This window comes from Pseudomonas sp. (assembly GCF_050739655.1).
GTDB lineage: Bacteria > Pseudomonadota > Gammaproteobacteria > Pseudomonadales > Pseudomonadaceae > Aquipseudomonas.
Window position 1 is genome coordinate 12,150 of sequence record NZ_JBOIBY010000229.1, and the last position, 17,735, is coordinate 29,884.

Below are 17,735 nucleotides of genomic sequence, written 5' to 3' on the forward strand. Positions count from 1 at the left end.
GGGCCACGACCCGAGACCGGGAACACAAGAATTAGAAACGATAGGAGCGTCACAATGAACAAGTCCACCTTGGCTCTGGCCGTGGCCGTTGGGGTTTTGGCGCAGCAGGCAGGCGCCGCGGGTTTCCTGGAAGACAGCAAAGCTTCCGTCAGTTCTCGTACTTATTATTTCGACTCAGATAAACGTGAAGGTCGCAGTATTCCTTCGAACAGGCAGCGCGAAGCTGCTGAGGGCCTGAAGTTCGATTACCAGTCGGGTTTCACCCAAGGCACTGTTGGTTTCGGTATCGACGCCCAGGCACTGGTCGGCATTCATCTGGATGGCGGCAAGGGTCACCATCCGACCCCCAACACCTTCAGTCCAAGCGATACCGACGGTTCGGCGACCCAGGAGTGGAGCCGTCTGGCTGGCAACGTCAAAGCACGCTTCTCGAAGACCGAGGCTCACTTGGGCGGCGCTTTGATGCCAAACATGCCGATCCTGATCGCGAACGACAGCCGTGTGCTGCCACAGACCTTTGAGGGTGGCACGATCTCCTCGAAGGAAATCGACAACGTCACTTTCAACGTTGGTCAACTCGAGCACGCAACCGGTCGCGCCTCGTCCAACAGCACTGGCCTGGCGGTGAATGGCGGTACTCAGGACAGCAACCAGTTCCGTTACGCCGGTGCTGACTGGAAGGTTACCAAGGACCTGTTGCTGCAGTACTACTACGCGAACCTGGAAGACTACTACAAGCAGAACTTCCTCGGCCTGGTTCACGTTTACCCGATCGGCACCAACCAGTCTTTCAAGACTGACCTGCGTTATTTCGATAGCAGCTCCGACGGTAAGAACGGCCAGACTGGCTACCGCTTCAACAACAACAATGGCTTTGCCAAAAATCCGGGCGAGGTCGATAACAAGACCTGGAGCGCTACGTTCACCTATACCTTGGGTGGCAGCGCGTTTCTGCTCGGGCATCAGCGTGTCAACGATGACGGCGGCTTTGTATTCCTGAACCAGGGAAGCGTTGTCGATGGCAACGGTCACAACGAAGGAGCAGGCGGCGCCAGCTTCTACTCGTTCACCGACGCCACCGTTGGCAGCTTCATCCGGGCCGGTGAAAACACCACCTACGGTCAGTACTCCTATGACTTCGCCTCGCTGGGCGTACCTGGTCTGAAAGCTTCGATTGCTTACCTGAATGGTCAAGACATCAAAGCTGCCAACGGTACAGGTAAAGACCTGAGCGAGCACGAGACCGATGCACGTATCGATTACGTGATCCAAACGGGCATGCTGAAAGGGTTTGGTACAACACTGCGTCACGGTACTTATCGTGGCGACGGTCCCACCCTTGCTGATGAAGACCAAACTCGTCTGATCTTCAACTACACCTACAGCTTCATGTAAGCAGTCGCTGTGAAAAGAGCCTTGTCTTCGGACGAAATGCTGTTCCGCTAAGCTTTTGTGGTTTTCATTCGCTTAGTGAACAGCAAAACGTCTTCAGACGAGGCTTTTTTTTGAGTGTTTTTTCATATTCCTTAAACATAGCTAACCATCATTTTTTATTCTTTTTAGATTCTTCCGCAAACGCCTACAGTAGCTCCACCTGAGCAACAGGCCCCGCATCACCTCGTTTCATACTCACCGTTTCACCCCTCCGATCACCACGACTACAGGAATCGGTTTTCATGCCGATACATCGACCCTGGTCGGATATCGTATGTCTGCATATATTCCATTACGGAATAAATAAGGATTAGGTGATTCTTTCAGGTTTTATGAACAGGTATGCTTCGCCGCCCAATTAAACGGGAAGCAAGGCTCTATTGCGGGGTTTGCAGTGCAATTCACCCGAATCACGGATCCAGGGCGTTAGACCCGGGACCAGCGACACAAGCGTTAAAGACATTAGGAGCGAAACAATGAACAAATCCACCTTGGCCCTGGCAGTGGCTGTAGGGGTTCTGGCGCAGCAGGCAAGCGCCGCCGGTTTTATCGAAGACAGCAAGGCAACGTTGGGGCTGCGCAACTTCTACATCAATCAGGACTTCCGTGACGGGAGTGCTCAGCCGAACAAGAACGAAGAATGGGGCCAAGGCTTCGACCTTCGTTTCATTTCCGGCTTCACCCAAGGCACTGTTGGCTTCGGTATCGATGCAATCGGCCTGTTGGGCGTGAAACTGGATTCGGGCGGCGGCACTAACGGCGCGGCCAACAACTCGTACGGCGGCACTGTTTTCCCAAGCAAGTCCAACGGCGAAGCAGTTGATAACTTCTCCAGCCTGGGCCTGACCGCCAAAGCCAAGATCTCCCAGACCGAGCTGAAGCTGGGCACCCTGCAGCCGAAACTGCCGGTCATCGTGACCAACGACGGTCGCCTGTTGCCGCAAACCTTCCAGGGCGGTCAGATCACCTCCGGTGACATCAAGGATCTGACACTGGTCGGCGGCCAGATCGAGCACGCCAAGGGTCGTAACTCCAGCAACAATGAAGAGTTGTCGATCGCAGGTGCCAACAGCCGCACGGCCGCGGGTCGTGACAGCAACAAGTTCATTTACGGTGGCGGTGACTACAAAATCACCAAAGACCTGACTGCACAGTACTACTACGGCAATCTGGAAAATTTCTACAAGCAGCACTTCCTGGGTCTGGTACACAACTGGGCAATCGGCCCGGGCGTACTGAAATCGGATCTGCGCTACTTCAACAGCTCTGACGACGGTGCCAACGGTCACGATCAGTTGTACTACTCCACCGGTAACTACAGTGGCGTGCGTAACGGTAGAGGCGAGGTCGACAACAACCTGTACAGCGGTCTGTTCCTTTACACCGTTGCCGGTCATACCTTCGGCGGCGGTTACCAGGTCAGCAACGGCAGCAGCGACTTCCCGTGGCTGAACCAGGGCGACGGTTCGTCTGCCTACATCATCACCGACTCGCAAATCCAGAAATTCGCCCGTGCTGGCGAACGCACCTGGCAAGCACGCTACTCGTTTGACTTCGCCAAAGTCGGCGTGCCTGGCTTGACCGCTGGTGTGGTTTACCTGCACGGCGACAACATCGACACCGTTTCGGGTACCCGTCCTTATGGTCACCTAGCCAACGGCGCTTCCGAGTGGGAACGCGACGTGACCGTGGGCTACGTGGTCCAGTCGGGCGCACTGAAAAACCTCGGCCTGATGTGGAAAAACGCCATGTGGCGTACCGACCTGCCGAGCACCCGCTCTCAGGACGAAAACCGCCTGGTCGTCAGCTACTCGATTCCGCTGCTGTAAGAGCGCTCGCGTAACCGACGAAAAAAAGCCCCGCCCGGCATTTACGCCGGGCGGGGCTTTTGCGTTTCAAGGCGCGATTACCCCCGTAAACCCGCCTTGAAATTCCCCTCTTTTGCAGCAACTCAAGGCCTTCTCGAACCTTGTCGCCGATGGTCGACGAGATGCGTTTTCAGGTCCAGTGAACAGATCTTTAATATTCCTTTCAGGTCTAAATAAATCGATATTTATTCTTTTTAATAGATAAGAAACACAGGCACAGTTGAGTTCAACAAGCACTCAACAGGAGCAACACCATGGGCTTAAGACTCGGCGATATCGCCCCCGATTTCGAACAGGATTCCAGCGCCGGCACCATCCGTTTCCATCAATGGTTGGGGGATAGCTGGGGTGTGTTGTTTTCCCATCCGGCCGACTTCACGCCGGTATGCACGACCGAGCTAGGCTTCACCGCCAAATTGAAAGATGAATTCGCCCAGCGTGGGGTCAAGGCCATTGCGTTGTCTGTCGACCCGGTGGATTCGCACCACAGGTGGATCGAAGACATCAACGAAACACAAAACACCGTCGTCAACTTTCCCATCCTCGATGATGCCGACCGCAAGGTCTCGGACCTCTACGACCTGATCCACCCGAACGCCAACGACACCCTGACGGTGCGCTCGCTGTTCGTGATCGACCCGAACAAAAAGGTTCGCCTGACCATTACTTACCCGGCGAGCACAGGCCGTAACTTCAATGAAATCCTGCGGGTAATCGATTCGCTGCAACTCACCGATAACTACAAAGTGGCCACCCCGGCCAACTGGCAGGACGGTGATGAGGTGGTGATCGTGCCGTCGCTTAAAGATGAAGAGGAAATCAAACAGCGTTTTCCCAAGGGCTATCGGGCGGTCAAACCGTATCTGCGACTGACGCCACAGCCGAATCGCTAATTGCTGTTGTAGGAGTCGGCTTGCTGGCGATTGAGGCAACACGGTTTGTCAGATACACCGCCATCGCTGGCAAGCCAGCTCCCACAGTGTCCTGTGCGTATCCTTCAAGCCAGGGGATTTCAGGCCGTTTCGACGGCCTTTTTTATGCCTGGAAGATGACTGTTTATATATCTCTATATCGAATAACCAAATGAATAAATATGATTTATAGATATATAAATCACCTGTTAAGGTCACTCCATCGAAGCGAGATCGCAAACCGCGAATCGCCTGCACCGTTCAAGGAATCGCCTGAATGCTGGTCGTCTCACTCGGTGGCAGTCCCAGCCAACGCTCCCGTTCAGGGGTGCTGCTGGATCGCTCCAAGCAATGGTTACAAGAGCAGGGCGTGGAAGTGGTGAGTTATCAGGTACGGGACTTCCCGGCCGAGGATTTGCTGCATGCACGCTTCGACAGCCCCAAGGTGGTCGACCTGCTGCAACAGATTGAAAACGCCGATGGCCTGCTGATCGCCACACCGGTGTACAAGGCGTCGTTTTCCGGCGCACTGAAAACCGTGCTGGATCTGCTGCCCGAACGCGCCTTGAGCCATAAGGTGGTGTTGCCAATGGCCACGGGCGGTAGCATCGCCCACATGCTGGCGGTGGATTACGCGCTCAAGCCGGTGCTCTCGGCATTGAAAGCCCAGGAACTGCTCCAGGGAATTTTCGCCGTCGACAGCCAGATTGCCTACGGCGAAGGCAGCGCTCTGGCGCAGTTGGTACCCGAGCTGGAGCAACGACTGAATGAATCACTGGAGCTGTTTTACAGCGCCATGGCGCGACGGCCAAAGCCGCTCGAACCGCATGTGTTGAATGAACGATTGTTGAGTGCTCGCTGGAGCATTTAAGCCCTATCGAAAATTGAAGTACTGGCCTTACTCGCCCGCTAACGGGCAAGCAGGTGCAGCCAAAACCCAACTGCAAAAAGGAGAGCGCCATGCGCCCTGTCATTTTGCGTCGTGGTCTGGTCGCTCTGTTTGCTGCGGCTGTTACCTTCGGCGCCATTACTCAAGCTCAGGCCGAGACGTTACGAATCGGCTATCAGAAATACGGCACTCTGGTGCTGCTCAAAGCCAAAGGCACTCTGGAAAAGCGCCTCGCCGCCCAAGGCGTGGACGTGCAATGGACTGAGTTCCCGGGTGGTCCGCAGCTGCTCGAAGGCCTGAACGTCGGCTCCATCGACTTCGGCGTCACCGGCGAAACGCCGCCTGTGTTCGCTCAAGCGGCGGGCGCTGATTTGCTCTACGTCGCCTATGAACCCCCAGCGCCTCACAGCGAAGCGATCCTGGTGCCGAAGGACTCGGCGATCAAATCCGTGGCGGATCTCAAAGGCAAGAAAGTCGTCCTGAACAAAGGCTCCAACGTGCACTACCTGCTGGTTCGCGCACTGGAAGATGCCGGCCTCAAATACACCGATATCCAGACCGTGTTCCTGCCGCCAGCCGATGCCCGCGCCGCATTCGAGCGTGGCAGTGTCGATGCCTGGGTGATCTGGGACCCGTACCAGGCAGCCGCCGAACAGCAACTGCAAGCGCGCACCCTGCGCGACGGCAAAGGCATCGTCGACAACCATCAGTTCTACCTCGCGACCAAACCGTACGCACAGAAAAATCCCGAGGTGATCAAGACCCTCGTCGAAGAAGTGCGGGCGGTGGGTGAATGGTCCAAAGCCAATCCCGAAGACGTCACCAAGCAAGTCTCGCCTCTGCTTGGCCTGCCAGCGGACATCACCCTGACCTCGGTGAAACGCCAGGGCTACGGCGCACTGTTCCTCACTCCGGAAGTGGTCGCCGCTCAGCAGAAAATCGCTGACAGCTTCTATCAGCTCAAGCTGATTCCGAAGCCACTGAGCATCAAGGACGTGATCTGGACGCCACCGGCAGCCGTTGCCAAAGCCCAATAACCCAGCATTCGATTTCCCAAGGAGACCACTCCATGAGCCTCAATATCTTCTGGTTCCTGCCTACCCACGGTGACGGCCATTACCTTGGCACCGCTGAAGGCGCTCGCGCCGTCGACCACGGTTACCTGCAACAAGTCGCGCAAGCAGCGGATCGACTGGGTTTCGGCGGGGTGCTGATTCCCACCGGTCGCTCCTGCGAAGACTCGTGGCTGGTGGCGGCGTCGCTGATTCCGGTGACGCAGCGTTTGAAGTTCCTTGTCGCCCTGCGCCCGGGGATCATTTCCCCTACGGTGGCGGCGCGTCAGGCGGCAACCCTGGATCGCTTGTCCGGCGGGCGTGCGCTGTTCAACCTGGTCACGGGTGGTGATCCGGAAGAGTTGGCCGGTGACGGTCTGTTCCTTACCCATGAAGAACGCTATCAGGCCTCGGTGGAATTCACCCGAATCTGGCGTCGTGTATTGGAAGGCGAGACCGTCGATTACGACGGTCAGCACATCAGCGTAAAGGGCGCGAAATTGCTCTATCCGCCGATCCAGCAACCGCGCCCGCCGCTGTACTTCGGTGGCTCGTCGGAAGCGGCGCAAGACCTCGCGGCAGAGCAAGTGGAAATGGTCCTGACCTGGGGCGAGCCACCTGCTGCTGTTGCCGAAAAGATTGAACAGGTGCGCGCCAAAGCCGCCAAGCTCGGTCGCACCGTACGCTTCGGCATCCGTCTGCATGTGATTGTCCGTGAAACCAACGCCGAGGCCTGGCAGGCGGCGGATCGACTGATCTCGCACCTGGACGATGACACCATCGCTCGTGCCCAAGCGTCTTTGGCGCGTTTCGACTCGGTCGGCCAGCAGCGCATGGCCGCACTGCACGGCGGCAGCCGCGACAACCTGGAAGTCAGCCCCAACCTGTGGGCCGGTGTCGGCCTGGTGCGTGGCGGTGCCGGTACGGCGCTGGTGGGCGATGGGCCAACCGTGGCTGCCCGCGTGAAGGAGTACGCGGACTTGGGCATCGACACTTTTATCTTCTCCGGTTATCCACACCTGGAAGAGTCGTATCGCGTCGCCGAATTGCTGTTTCCGCACCTCGATATCGAGCGTCCCGAGTTGCCGAAAAGTGCCGGTTACGTCAGCCCGTTCGGCGAGATGGTCGCCAACGATATCCTCCCTAAAGCCGCGTCCCAGAGCTGAGGCGCGCCATGAGGAGAATTATCCACAACCTCGCGCCCTGGGCGTTGCCAGTGTTACTGCTGGCGGTGTGGCAGTTGTCGGTGTCGGCGGGCTGGTTGTCGACGCGGATACTGCCGGCACCCATCGCCGTCATCGAAGCAGGCGTCAGCCTGGTCAGCAGCGGCGAAATCTGGACGCACCTGGCAATCAGCGGCTGGCGTGCCGCGTTGGGCTTCGCCATCGGCGGCGGCATCGGTCTCACATTGGGCTTCATCACCGGCCTGTCGAAATGGGGCGAGCGCTTGCTCGACAGCTCAGTGCAAATGATCCGCAACGTGCCGCATCTGGCGCTGATTCCATTGGTGATCCTGTGGTTCGGCATCGACGAGTCGGCAAAGATTTTCCTGGTGGCGCTGGGCACTTTGTTCCCGATCTACCTCAACACCTACCACGGCATTCGTAATGTCGACCCGGCCTTGGTGGAGATGTCTCGCAGCTACGGTTTGTCCGGTTTCAGCCTGTTCCGTCAGGTGATTCTGCCGGGTGCATTGCCTTCGATTCTGGTCGGCGTTCGGTTCGCGTTGGGCTTCATGTGGCTGACGCTGATCGTTGCCGAAACCATTTCCGCCAGCTCTGGCATTGGCTACCTGGCGATGAATGCCAGGGAGTTCTTGCAGACCGACGTGGTGGTGCTGGCGATTCTGATGTACGCGGTGCTCGGCAAGCTGGCCGACCTCGCGGCCCGTGGACTGGAGCGTGTATGGCTGCGCTGGCATCCGGCCTACCAGGTCGGCAAGGGAGGTGCAGCATGACGGCTCAACAACCTCCGCGCCTGCGACGCGGGATTCCGCTGGTGGTGCGCAAGCTGCAAAAAACCTTCGGTTCGCGGCAGGTGCTGCGTGAGATCGATCTGCATATTCCGGCGGGGCAATTCGTCGCCGTGGTCGGTCGCAGCGGGTGCGGCAAAAGTACCTTGCTGCGTTTGCTGGCCGGTCTCGACCAGCCCACGGGCGGTCAGTTGCTGGCCGGTTCGGCGCCTTTGAGCGAAGCACGGGAAGACACCCGGCTGATGTTCCAGGAAGCGCGTCTGCTGCCATGGAAAAAGATCATCGATAACGTCGGCCTGGGACTCAAGGGCAACTGGCGTCCCCAGGCGCTGGAAGCGCTGGAGGCGGTCGGTCTGGCGGACCGCGCCAACGAATGGCCGGCAGCGTTGTCCGGTGGACAAAAGCAACGCGTGGCTCTGGCCCGCGCGTTGATACATCAACCGCGCCTGCTGTTGCTCGACGAACCCTTGGGCGCGCTGGACGCGCTGACTCGAATTGAAATGCAGCAACTGATCGAGCGTCTCTGGCAACAGCACGGCTTCACCGTATTGCTGGTGACCCACGACGTCAGTGAAGCCGTAGCGATTGCCGATCGGGTGATCCTGATCGAAGACGGCGAAGTCGGCCTCGACCTGCACGTGGAACTGCCGCGCCCTCGGGTTCGCGGTTCCCATCGGCTGGCGGCGCTGGAAACCGAAGTCCTCAACCGCGTGCTGTCCCTGCCCGGCCAACCACCGGAACCGGAACCTGTTTCACCCTTGCCTACGCAATTGCGTTGGGCTCAATAAAGACAGCCGCAAGCTTCAAGCTCCAAGCGGCAAGAAGGAGCAGTGCGCTTTTACTTGCAGCTTGAAGCTTGCCACTTGCAGCTCATTTCGACGTTAGGAGAAATAAATATGACTATCAAAGCCATCAACGTACGCAACCAGTTCAAAGGCACCATCAAGGAAATCGTCCTGGGTGACGTGCTGTCGGAAATCGACGTGCAGACCGCTTCGGGCATCGTCACTTCAGTGATCACCACGCGCTCGGTGAAAGAGCTGGAGCTGGCAGTGGGCAGTGAAGTGATTGCGTTCGTGAAATCCACCGAGGTGTCGATCGCCAAGTTGTAAGCCATGCGCGTAAACAGCAACCCCGAAGGGTTTGAGCCCTTCGGGGTTTTTGATTTTAAGGCGCGCTGGAAGCCGTATTAATTACTCTGAAGCGAATTTTAATGCCGTTTTACCTGCTGGTTTTTTGCCGGTAGATGATTTTAATGGGTGCTATAGTGCTGTTTATGTCGTGTTAACAGCATCAGGAAGCGCTTTATGAGCGATTTTTTTCCCATTGAGTGTGCCGATAGCCTCTATTCCATAGGCCTTTTGGTCAAAAGGCGGCGCCTGCAGCATAAGCAGCGGCAAAAGGATCTCGCGTTGAGTCTGTCCATGTCCGAGAGAACATTACGGAAAATCGAAGCGGGAGATCCCTCGGTAGAGTTGCGCTCATTCATGTTGGTGTTATGGCATCTGGGGCTGACTCAAGAGGTGTTTCAAAATATCCAGATGGCAGCGACCACCTCCAATGAGGCCTTTGTACCTCATAGCGCTCAGCGCGTCCGGCTACCCAAAGCCAAGGGAGACTTCTGATGTCCAGGGCCTACATCTACATGGAGCATCCAGAATCGGGCGAGGTAGTCACCCTTGGGCGGTTAAGTATCAGTAATGGCGTAGGTGAGTTCACCTATGATCCTGAATACGTGAACTCGAAAGGGTGGGTACCCGATCATATTCGATACCCGCTGCGTACCCAGCCCTTCCCGGCGATCACTAAAAATCGCGGCGTACCTGGGTTCATCAACGATGCAATGCCGGACGGCTGGGGCGAGCGTGTCCTGCAAGACCTGCATCGTACTGACTTGGATGCCATTGATTACCTGCTCAAGTCACCCAACAGCGATCGCGCTGGCAACCTCATGGCTGGCCCGAATCGATATCCGCCAGAGGGAATTGGGCGTGAGGCGCTGCCGACGCTTAAGGGACTGGTGCCGTTTATTGAGGCCACTGAAGCGATTTTCGATAATCAGCTGGATGAGGAAGCCATCAAGACGCTGAAGCTTCGCAAACAACGTTCTTCCCTCGGAGGAGCCAGGCCAAAACGTACGTTGCAGGATCAGGACATGCTGATTCTGGTGAAGCCTCGTGATCGATACGACAGCTGTGATGTTCCAGCGCTTGAGCATGCGTGTATGACATTTGCCGCACAAAAGGGCTTGAATGTTGCGAAGACGGCGCTCTATGCCGGAACACCCTCCACTTTATTGGTAAAACGCTTCGACCGTTTCCCTCCTGCGGATACGGGCCGACGTGTGCCTATGCTGAGTGCATTGACGCTGCTGGACGCGGAATGGAAAACCAATGACCGCAGCGCTTGGGTTTATGCCGGATTGGCCAATGAAATGAAGCGCCGCGGTGTGCCGGATGAAGACCTGCGTGAACTCTTCGTACGTATGTGTTTCAACGCATTGGTTGGCAATGACGACGATCACCCAAAGAATCACGCCATTCTCTGGCTGGATGGGCGTTGGCGTTTGGCGCCCATGTACGACGTGGTGCCGGGACTTGATGGTTCGTCTCCACCGTACCTTTGCATGGCGGTTGGTCGGCTTGGAAGGCTGATCAGTCGAGAGAATCTGCTAAGCCATAGTGCGCATTTTGCTCTCTCAGCACAGCAGGCTGTCGATCAACTCGATGAAGTGATCAGTTGGGAGGCAGACCTGAGGCAGCATTATGCAAATTTGTTGGGAGGCACCGAGCTGGAATTGGCATTGTCGGCGATCGGTGCGGCCCGGATTCAGGCATCTTTGGCCTAGGGTTGCTTTCGTTTGGGCAGATAAGGCGGCAAATACAGCCCCAAATACGCATCAAACACCCGCATCCCTTCTTCGGCCATGCGCGGGGTGATCTGCCCGTGCTGTTGCACCGAGCGTGCGTACACCCGATCACCCAGCTCCATTGCCAGGGCGAATACATCGACGTCGTTCGGTAACTTCGGCAGTTCGAAATGGTGGTCGAAGAGTTTGTGCATCAGGTCGCCCAGTTCTATGTCGTGCTGGCGGTCGGCCTGGGTGACTTCGGTTAATCCGTGTTGGGCAAGGATCAGTTGGCGGGCCGCGGCGTCCTCGTCGTAGATGTCGAGCATCCGTTGTTCCACCAGTCGCGACAGGTCACGCCAGCCATTCAACGCTTCGTGGTCGATGGGGGCTTGCAGGCAGGCGCGGAAGGCGCCGTGAACGTCAGCGGTCAGGGCTTCAAGCAGGGCCGGGACGCTGGCGAAGAAGTGGTAGACGGAAGAAGGCGGGATCTCCGCACGCTCGGCAACACTGTAGATCGACAGGCTGGCCACACCTTCGGCGGCCAGCAGCGTGCGTGCGGCATCGAGTATCGAATCGATCCGGGCCTGGCTGGCTGCGCGGGGTTTGCGGGGGGCGGCTACGCGTGTCATTGGAGTCTCCTGCGGGGCAGCGGGCATTGTACGAGCAGGCATCTGTGTTGTCTTGCAGGCCGCCATCGCGGGCAAGCCCGCTCCCACAGGTATTGCGGTGAATACAAAATTTGTGAACGACGCAAAACACTGTGGGAGCTGGCTTGCCAGCGATCCGCCGCAGGCGGCCATAAAAAAACGCCGCTGGCTGATTTAGCCAACGGCGTTTTTCATTACGGCAACCGCTTACACGGTATGCAGATACCAGTTGTACTCAAGGTCGGAGATGGAGTGTTCGAACTCCTCCAGCTCGCTTTCTTTGCAAGCGACGAAGATATCGATGTATTTCGGATCGATGTACTTGGCCATGACTTCGCTGTCGTCCAACTCACGCAGTGCGTCGCGCAGATTGTTCGGCAGGCTTTGCTCGTTCTGCTCGTAGCTGTTGCCTTCCACAGGTGCGCCAGGCTCGATCTTGTTGGTCAGGCCGTGATGCACGCCTGCCAGGACCGAAGCCATCAGCAAGTACGGGTTGGCGTCGGCGCCGGCCACACGGTGTTCCAGACGCACCGCATCGGCAGCGCCGGTGGGTACGCGCAGGGCGACAGTGCGGTTGTCCAGGCCCCAGCTCGGCGAGTTTGGCACGTAGAACTGGGCGCCAAAACGACGGTAGGAGTTGACGTTCGGGCAGAGGAAAGCCATTTGAGCCGGTAGGGTCTCGAGCACACCGCCGATCGCGTGACGCAGTGCGGCGTTCTGCTCGGGATCCTCGCTGGCAAAAATGTTTTTGCCGTCTTTGTCGAGAATCGAAATGTGGACATGCAGACCATTGCCCGCCTGGCCCGGGTAGGGCTTGGCCATGAAGGTGGTGTCCATTTCATGGTCGTAGGCGATGTTTTTGATCAGGCGCTTTAGCAGCACTGCGTAGTCGCAAGCCTTGATCGGGTCGGCCACGTGGTGCAGGTTCACTTCGAACTGCGCCGGAGCACTTTCCTTGACGATGGCGTCGGCAGGGATGCCTTGCTCTTTGGCACCTTCCAGGATGTCCTGGAGGCAGTCGACGTATTCGTCGAGATCGTCGATCAGGTAGACCTGGGTCGAATGCGGGCGTTTACCGGAAACTGGCGAGCGAGGGGGTTGCGGACGACCGTTCACGTTCTCTTGGTCGATCAGGTAGAACTCCAGTTCGAACGCGGCGCAGATGGTCAGACCCATTTCGTCGAACTTGCGCACCACATTAGCCAGCACTTCACGCGGGTCGGCGAAGAATGGCTCACCTTCGAGTTCGTGCATGGTCATCAACAGTTGCGCGGTCGGGCGCTTCTGCCATGGCTCGTTGCACAGGGTATCGGGGATTGGATAGCAGATTCGGTCAGCATCACCGATGTCCAGGCCCAGGCCGGTGCTTTCCACCGTCGAACCATTGATATCCAGGGCAAAAAGTGAGGCCGGCAAGTTGATGCCTTTCTCGTAAACCTTGTGGAGGCTGGTGCGTTCGATGCGCTTGCCGCGCACCACACCATTCCTATCCGCAATCAGAAGGTCGACGTACAGAACCTCAGGATGTTCCTTAAGGAACGCGTTCGCTTCGTTAAGCTGAACGGCACGCGGGGGTACCGACATGATGCAACACCTTTGTTGTTAAAAATATCAATCATTGATCTTTTCTGGTTTCAGTCAACCCGAACGGCATGCCGAAGTCAAGCGAGGCATTTTGTGCCCTGAAAAAGCGCCGCAAGGGCATTTATGGGGCACTTTGGGGCGTTTTACTTTCCCTGGAACGCTTGCCACCCGCAGGGTTGAGCGGGCCGTGTTGTATTTTTTACGGGGGTGTTGTGTAAAAAAATGAACAAGGCTAAGCTCGAATCAAACCCATAACAGCAATAATACCGGGGTGCTTCATGTCTCGCCTGCCGATAATCGGCGTCACCGACTGCTCAAGACAGGTCGGTCGGCATGTTACTCACGTCAGTGGTGACACGTCCGTCCGGTCCGTGGCCTTAGCGGCTCCGGTGATCCTCCCATCCGTGACGGTCCAACCGTCCCCGTCCGTTATTCTGGACGGTCGCGATGGCACCCCCATTACGGTTACTCCATTCAATATAGAACCGATTCACAATAGCGGCTTGACCATCGTCAGGGTTCGGCTCGCGATTCTGCGCGCGCGGCCTCTGCAGCGGTGCTGGCAAACACGCTAACCTGCTACTCAAACGCTCTACAACGCGACGCCGATGCGTCAAACAACGCCCGACCTGAAAAGGGTCGGGCAACTCAAAGCCTAGAGGCATTTATGAGTAACAACCTCGACCAGCTCACCGATTGGTTGAAAAGCCACAAGATCACAGAAGTCGAATGCATGATCGCCGACTTGACCGGGATTACCCGTGGCAAGATTTCGCCGACCAATAAATTCATCGCCGAAAAAGGCATGCGTCTGCCAGAAAGCGTGCTGTTGCAGACCGTGACTGGCGATTACGTCGAAGACGACATCTATTACGAACTGCGCGACCCGGCCGACATCGACATGATCTGCCGTCCCGACCAGAGTGCGGTGTACGTGGTGCCTTGGGCCATTGAGCCCACCGCGATCGTCATTCACGACACTTACGACAAGCAAGGCAACCCGATCGAGCTGTCGCCGCGCAACGTGCTCAAGAAGGTCCTGAAACTCTATGCCGACAAGGGCTGGCAGCCAATCGTGGCGCCGGAAATGGAGTTTTACCTGACCAAGCGCAGCGATGACCCGGACTATCCGTTGCAGCCGCCGATCGGTCGCTCCGGTCGCCCGGAAACCGGTCGCCAATCGTTCTCCATCGAAGCGGCGAACGAGTTCGACCCGCTGTTCGAGGACGTCTACGACTGGTGCGAATTGCAGGAGCTGGATCTCGACACGCTGATCCACGAAGACGGCACGGCGCAGATGGAAATCAACTTCCGTCACGGCGATGCCCTGTCCCTGGCCGACCAGATCCTGGTGTTCAAACGCACCATGCGTGAAGCCGCGCTCAAGCATGACGTTGCCGCCACCTTTATGGCCAAGCCGATGACAGGTGAGCCGGGCAGCGCCATGCACTTGCACCAGAGCATCATCGACATCGAGACCGGCAAGAACATCTTCTCCAATGAAGACGGGACCATGAGCCAGTTGTTCCTGCACCACATCGGTGGCTTGCAGAAACTCATCCCCGAGCTGTTGCCGCTGTTCGCGCCGAACGTCAACTCGTTCCGCCGCTTCCTGCCGGATACCTCGGCACCAGTGAACGTGGAGTGGGGCGAAGAAAACCGCACCGTGGGCCTGCGGGTTCCGGACGCCGGGCCGCACAACCGTCGGGTGGAGAACCGCCTGCCGGGCGCCGATGCCAACCCGTACCTGGCGATTGCCGCGAGCCTGCTCTGCGGTTACATCGGCATGGTCGAAGGCCTGAACCCGAGTGCGCCGGTGGTGGGCCGTGGCTACGAGCGCCGCAACCTGCGCCTGCCACTGACTATCGAAGATGCGCTGGAACGTATGGAACACAGCACGACCATCGAGAAGTACCTGGGCAAAAATTTCATCACTGGCTACGTCGCGGTCAAGCGGGCCGAGCATGAAAACTTCAAGCGCGTGATCAGCTCGTGGGAACGGGAATTCCTGCTCTTCGCCGTCTGATACGCCGGGCGTCGCTGCTGTCGGGCGGCGCTTTCACCTGATTTTTTTAGGAGATTCGTATGACCAGCAACAACCCGCAAACCCGTGAATGGCAAACCCTGAGCAATGATCACCACCTGGCCCCATTCAGCGATTTCAAGCAGTTGAAAGAGAAAGGCCCGCGGATCATCACCAGCGCCAAGGGCGTTTACCTGTGGGACAGTGAAGGCAACAAGATCCTCGACGGCATGGCCGGCCTGTGGTGCGTGGCAGTCGGCTACGGTCGTGATGAGCTGGCGGAAGCCGCCAACAAGCAAATGCGCGAACTGCCGTACTACAACCTGTTCTTCCAGACCGCCCACCCGCCAGCGCTGGAACTGGCCAAAGCCATCTCCGACGTCGCGCCAGAAGGCATGAACCACGTGTTCTTCACCGGTTCCGGCTCCGAAGGTAACGACACCATGCTGCGTATGGTGCGCCACTATTGGGCGATCAAGGGCCAGCCGAACAAGAAAGTCATCATCAGCCGCAAGAACGGCTATCACGGTTCCACCGTGGCTGGCGCCAGCCTGGGCGGCATGACCTACATGCACGAACAGGGTGATTTGCCGATCCCGGGCATCGTCCACATTGCCCAACCGTACTGGTTCACCGAAGGCGGTGAAATGAGCCCGGAAGAGTTCGGTATCTGGGCCGCCAATCAGCTGGAAGAGAAGATTCTGGAAGTCGGCGTCGACAACGTCGGTGCCTTTATCGCCGAGCCGATCCAGGGCGCCGGCGGCGTGATCATTCCGCCAGACACCTACTGGCCGCGCATCAAGGAAATCCTCGCCAAGTACGACATCCTGTTCGTGGCGGACGAAGTGATCTGTGGTTTCGGTCGCACCGGCGAGTGGTTCGGCAGCGATTTCTACGACCTCAAGCCTGACATGATGACCATCGCCAAGGGCCTGACCTCCGGCTACATCCCGATGGGTGGCCTGATCGTGCGTGACGAAGTGGTCGAGGTGCTCAACGAGGGTGGCGACTTCAACCACGGCTTTACTTACTCCGGGCACCCGGTAGCGGCTGCAGTGGCGCTGGAAAACATCCGCATCTTGCGCGACGAAACCATTGTCGAGCGCGTAAAGACAGAAACGGCACCGTATTTGCAGAAACGTTTGCGGGAACTGAATGATCACCCGCTGGTTGGGGAAGTTCGTGGGGTAGGTCTGTTGGGGGCCATCGAACTGGTTCAGGACAAGGCCACGCGCAAGCGCTATGAAGGTAAGGGCGTTGGCATGATCTGCCGGCAGTTCTGCTTCGATAACGGCCTGATCATGCGGGCTGTGGGGGACACCATGATCATCGCGCCACCGCTGGTGATTACACCGGCGGAAATCGATGAGTTGGTGACCAAGGCACGCAAGTGCCTGGACCTGACCCTGAGTACGTTGCAGGGCTAAGTGCTAGGCTCTGAGCGCAAGACATGAAACTTTCGCTCAGGGTTGCCATATAAGGCGGCCTTTCCTTGAAAGACCGCCTCGCATCTTGCCAGACTAGCCGCGGTTCCAGTTGTCCGGGTTCGGCCGCTGAACAAAGTGGTTCAAAAAAAGAAAAATTTGGAGCATTAACGCATGAAGGCATTAGGCAAAAAGTTTGCTGGCAAGACTCTTCTCGCCATGTCCCTGATGGGCATTATGGCGGGTGCGGTACAGGCGGACGACAAGGTGTTGCACGTCTACAACTGGTCCGACTATATCGCTCCGGACACCATCAAGAAGTTTGAAGACGAGTCGGGCATCAAAGTTGTCTACGACGTCTTCGACAGTAACGAAACCCTGGAAGCCAAGTTGCTGGCAGGCAAGTCCGGTTACGACATCGTCGTTCCGTCGAACAACTTCCTGGCCAAACAAATCAAGGCCGGTGTCTATCAGAAGCTGGACAAGTCCAAGCTGCCTAACTGGAAAAACCTGAACACTGACCTGCTCAAGGCCGTATCGGTCAGCGACCCGGGCAACGAACACGCCTTCCCGTACATGTGGGGCTCGATTGGTATCGGCTACAACGCCGAGAAGGTCAAGGCTGCACTGGGCGCCGACGCACCGGTCGATTCCTGGGACCTGATCTTCAAGCCTGAAAACGCCGCCAAGCTGAAGTCCTGTGGCATCAGCCTGCTGGATTCGCCAACCGAGATGATTCCGGTGGCGTTGCACTACCTGGGCCTGCCTACCGACAGCCAGAAGAAAGAAGACATCGACAAGGCTGAAGCCCTGATCATGAAGGTCCGTCCTTCGATCGCCTATTTCCACTCGTCCAAGTACATCTCCGACCTCGCCAACGGCAACATCTGCGTGGCCGTGGGTTATTCGGGTGACGTTTACCAGGCCAAGTCCCGCGCGGCTGAAGCCGGTGACAAGGTGAAAGTCAGCTACAACATTCCCAAAGAAGGTGCCGGCAGCTTCTACGACATGGTCGCCATCCCTAAAGATGCCGAAAACGTCGAAGGCGCCTACAAGTTCATGACCTTCCTGCAGAAGCCG

Annotated in this window: 16 protein-coding genes; 14 read left to right on the plus strand and 2 right to left on the minus strand. The window is 57.4% G+C overall.

Annotated elements, in window-relative coordinates; all coding sequences use genetic code 11:
• Positions 1-54: 54 nt before the first annotated feature.
• The 11 genes from ACRESJ_RS11410 to ACRESJ_RS11460 all read left to right on the plus strand — a co-directional run bounded on the left by ACRESJ_RS11410 (position 55) and on the right by ACRESJ_RS11460 (position 10,974).
• On the plus strand, positions 55-1,395 hold the full coding sequence (locus ACRESJ_RS11410; RefSeq protein WP_431757994.1) for an OprD family outer membrane porin: 1,341 nt from the start codon (positions 55-57) through the stop codon (positions 1,393-1,395).
• Positions 1,396-1,910: 515 nt separating this feature from the next.
• On the plus strand, positions 1,911-3,263 hold the full coding sequence (locus ACRESJ_RS11415) for an OprD family porin (protein WP_431757995.1): 1,353 nt from the start codon (positions 1,911-1,913) through the stop codon (positions 3,261-3,263).
• Positions 3,264-3,556: 293 nt separating this feature from the next.
• On the plus strand, positions 3,557-4,195 hold the full coding sequence (locus tag ACRESJ_RS11420) for a peroxiredoxin (RefSeq protein WP_431757996.1): 639 nt from the start codon (positions 3,557-3,559) through the stop codon (positions 4,193-4,195).
• A 295-nt stretch (positions 4,196-4,490) separates the two neighbouring features.
• On the plus strand, positions 4,491-5,084 hold the full coding sequence (gene ssuE, locus ACRESJ_RS11425; RefSeq protein WP_431757997.1) for an NADPH-dependent FMN reductase: 594 nt from the start codon (positions 4,491-4,493) through the stop codon (positions 5,082-5,084).
• An 89-nt stretch (positions 5,085-5,173) separates the two neighbouring features.
• Positions 5,174-6,139: a sulfonate ABC transporter substrate-binding protein gene (locus ACRESJ_RS11430; protein ID WP_431757998.1), complete on the plus strand. Its 966-nt coding sequence runs from the start codon at positions 5,174-5,176 to the stop codon at positions 6,137-6,139.
• Positions 6,140-6,171: 32 nt separating this feature from the next.
• A complete protein-coding gene (gene ssuD, locus ACRESJ_RS11435) occupies positions 6,172-7,320 on the plus strand; it encodes an FMNH2-dependent alkanesulfonate monooxygenase (RefSeq protein WP_008026018.1) in 1,149 nt (382 codons plus the stop codon).
• An 8-nt stretch (positions 7,321-7,328) separates the two neighbouring features.
• Positions 7,329-8,111, plus strand: a complete 783-nt coding sequence (ssuC, locus tag ACRESJ_RS11440; RefSeq protein ID WP_431757999.1) for an aliphatic sulfonate ABC transporter permease SsuC — start codon at positions 7,329-7,331, stop codon at positions 8,109-8,111.
• Positions 8,108-8,914, plus strand: a complete 807-nt coding sequence (gene ssuB / locus ACRESJ_RS11445; protein ID WP_431758000.1) for an aliphatic sulfonates ABC transporter ATP-binding protein — start codon at positions 8,108-8,110, stop codon at positions 8,912-8,914. The genes ssuC and ssuB overlap by 4 nt, the downstream gene beginning before the upstream one ends.
• Before the next feature lie 108 nt (positions 8,915-9,022).
• Positions 9,023-9,238, plus strand: a complete 216-nt coding sequence (locus ACRESJ_RS11450; RefSeq protein ID WP_175379681.1) for a TOBE domain-containing protein — start codon at positions 9,023-9,025, stop codon at positions 9,236-9,238.
• A gap of 195 nt (positions 9,239-9,433) precedes the next feature.
• Complete coding sequence (locus ACRESJ_RS11455) at positions 9,434-9,751, plus strand: helix-turn-helix domain-containing protein (protein ID WP_431758001.1); 318 nt, start codon at positions 9,434-9,436, stop codon at positions 9,749-9,751.
• The gene (locus ACRESJ_RS11460; protein WP_431758002.1) at positions 9,751-10,974 is read left to right on the plus strand and encodes a type II toxin-antitoxin system HipA family toxin; all 1,224 of its coding nucleotides are present in this window, start codon (positions 9,751-9,753) and stop codon (positions 10,972-10,974) included. Before ACRESJ_RS11455 ends, ACRESJ_RS11460 begins: the two co-directional genes overlap by 1 nt.
• Here ACRESJ_RS11460 and ACRESJ_RS11465 read toward each other — a convergent pair.
• Complete coding sequence (locus ACRESJ_RS11465) at positions 10,971-11,606, minus strand: TetR/AcrR family transcriptional regulator (protein WP_431758003.1); 636 nt, start codon at positions 11,604-11,606, stop codon at positions 10,971-10,973. The genes ACRESJ_RS11460 and ACRESJ_RS11465 overlap by 4 nt on opposite strands.
• 225 nt (positions 11,607-11,831) lie before the next feature.
• Entirely contained in the window at positions 11,832-13,208 is a 1,377-nt protein-coding gene (locus ACRESJ_RS11470; protein ID WP_431758004.1) for a glutamine synthetase family protein, read from the minus strand.
• Between the two features lie 667 nt (positions 13,209-13,875).
• Between ACRESJ_RS11470 and ACRESJ_RS11475 the strand changes: the two genes are divergently transcribed.
• The 3 genes from ACRESJ_RS11475 to ACRESJ_RS11485 all read left to right on the plus strand — a co-directional run.
• The gene (locus ACRESJ_RS11475) at positions 13,876-15,234 is read left to right on the plus strand and encodes a glutamine synthetase family protein (RefSeq protein ID WP_431758005.1); all 1,359 of its coding nucleotides are present in this window, start codon (positions 13,876-13,878) and stop codon (positions 15,232-15,234) included.
• Positions 15,235-15,293: 59 nt separating this feature from the next.
• Positions 15,294-16,658: an aspartate aminotransferase family protein gene (locus ACRESJ_RS11480; RefSeq protein WP_431758006.1), complete on the plus strand. Its 1,365-nt coding sequence runs from the start codon at positions 15,294-15,296 to the stop codon at positions 16,656-16,658.
• A gap of 171 nt (positions 16,659-16,829) precedes the next feature.
• Positions 16,830-17,735 (plus strand): polyamine ABC transporter substrate-binding protein (locus ACRESJ_RS11485; RefSeq protein ID WP_431758007.1); only part of this gene is annotated, 906 nt, incomplete at its 3' end.

Coding starts and splice junctions, on each gene's coding strand:
- ACRESJ_RS11410 (WP_431757994.1), top strand. CDS start 55: ATGAACAAGTCCACCTTGGCTCTGGCCGTGGCCGTTGGGGTTTTGGCG.
- ACRESJ_RS11415 (WP_431757995.1), top strand. CDS start 1,911: ATGAACAAATCCACCTTGGCCCTGGCAGTGGCTGTAGGGGTTCTGGCG.
- ACRESJ_RS11420 (WP_431757996.1), top strand. CDS start 3,557: ATGGGCTTAAGACTCGGCGATATCGCCCCCGATTTCGAACAGGATTCC.
- ssuE (WP_431757997.1), top strand. CDS start 4,491: ATGCTGGTCGTCTCACTCGGTGGCAGTCCCAGCCAACGCTCCCGTTCA.
- ACRESJ_RS11430 (WP_431757998.1), top strand. CDS start 5,174: ATGCGCCCTGTCATTTTGCGTCGTGGTCTGGTCGCTCTGTTTGCTGCG.
- ssuD (WP_008026018.1), top strand. CDS start 6,172: ATGAGCCTCAATATCTTCTGGTTCCTGCCTACCCACGGTGACGGCCAT.
- ssuC (WP_431757999.1), top strand. CDS start 7,329: ATGAGGAGAATTATCCACAACCTCGCGCCCTGGGCGTTGCCAGTGTTA.
- ssuB (WP_431758000.1), top strand. CDS start 8,108: ATGACGGCTCAACAACCTCCGCGCCTGCGACGCGGGATTCCGCTGGTG.
- ACRESJ_RS11450 (WP_175379681.1), top strand. CDS start 9,023: ATGACTATCAAAGCCATCAACGTACGCAACCAGTTCAAAGGCACCATC.
- ACRESJ_RS11455 (WP_431758001.1), top strand. CDS start 9,434: ATGAGCGATTTTTTTCCCATTGAGTGTGCCGATAGCCTCTATTCCATA.
- ACRESJ_RS11460 (WP_431758002.1), top strand. CDS start 9,751: ATGTCCAGGGCCTACATCTACATGGAGCATCCAGAATCGGGCGAGGTA.
- ACRESJ_RS11465 (WP_431758003.1), bottom strand. CDS start 11,606: ATGACACGCGTAGCCGCCCCCCGCAAACCCCGCGCAGCCAGCCAGGCC.
- ACRESJ_RS11470 (WP_431758004.1), bottom strand. CDS start 13,208: ATGTCGGTACCCCCGCGTGCCGTTCAGCTTAACGAAGCGAACGCGTTC.
- ACRESJ_RS11475 (WP_431758005.1), top strand. CDS start 13,876: ATGAGTAACAACCTCGACCAGCTCACCGATTGGTTGAAAAGCCACAAG.
- ACRESJ_RS11480 (WP_431758006.1), top strand. CDS start 15,294: ATGACCAGCAACAACCCGCAAACCCGTGAATGGCAAACCCTGAGCAAT.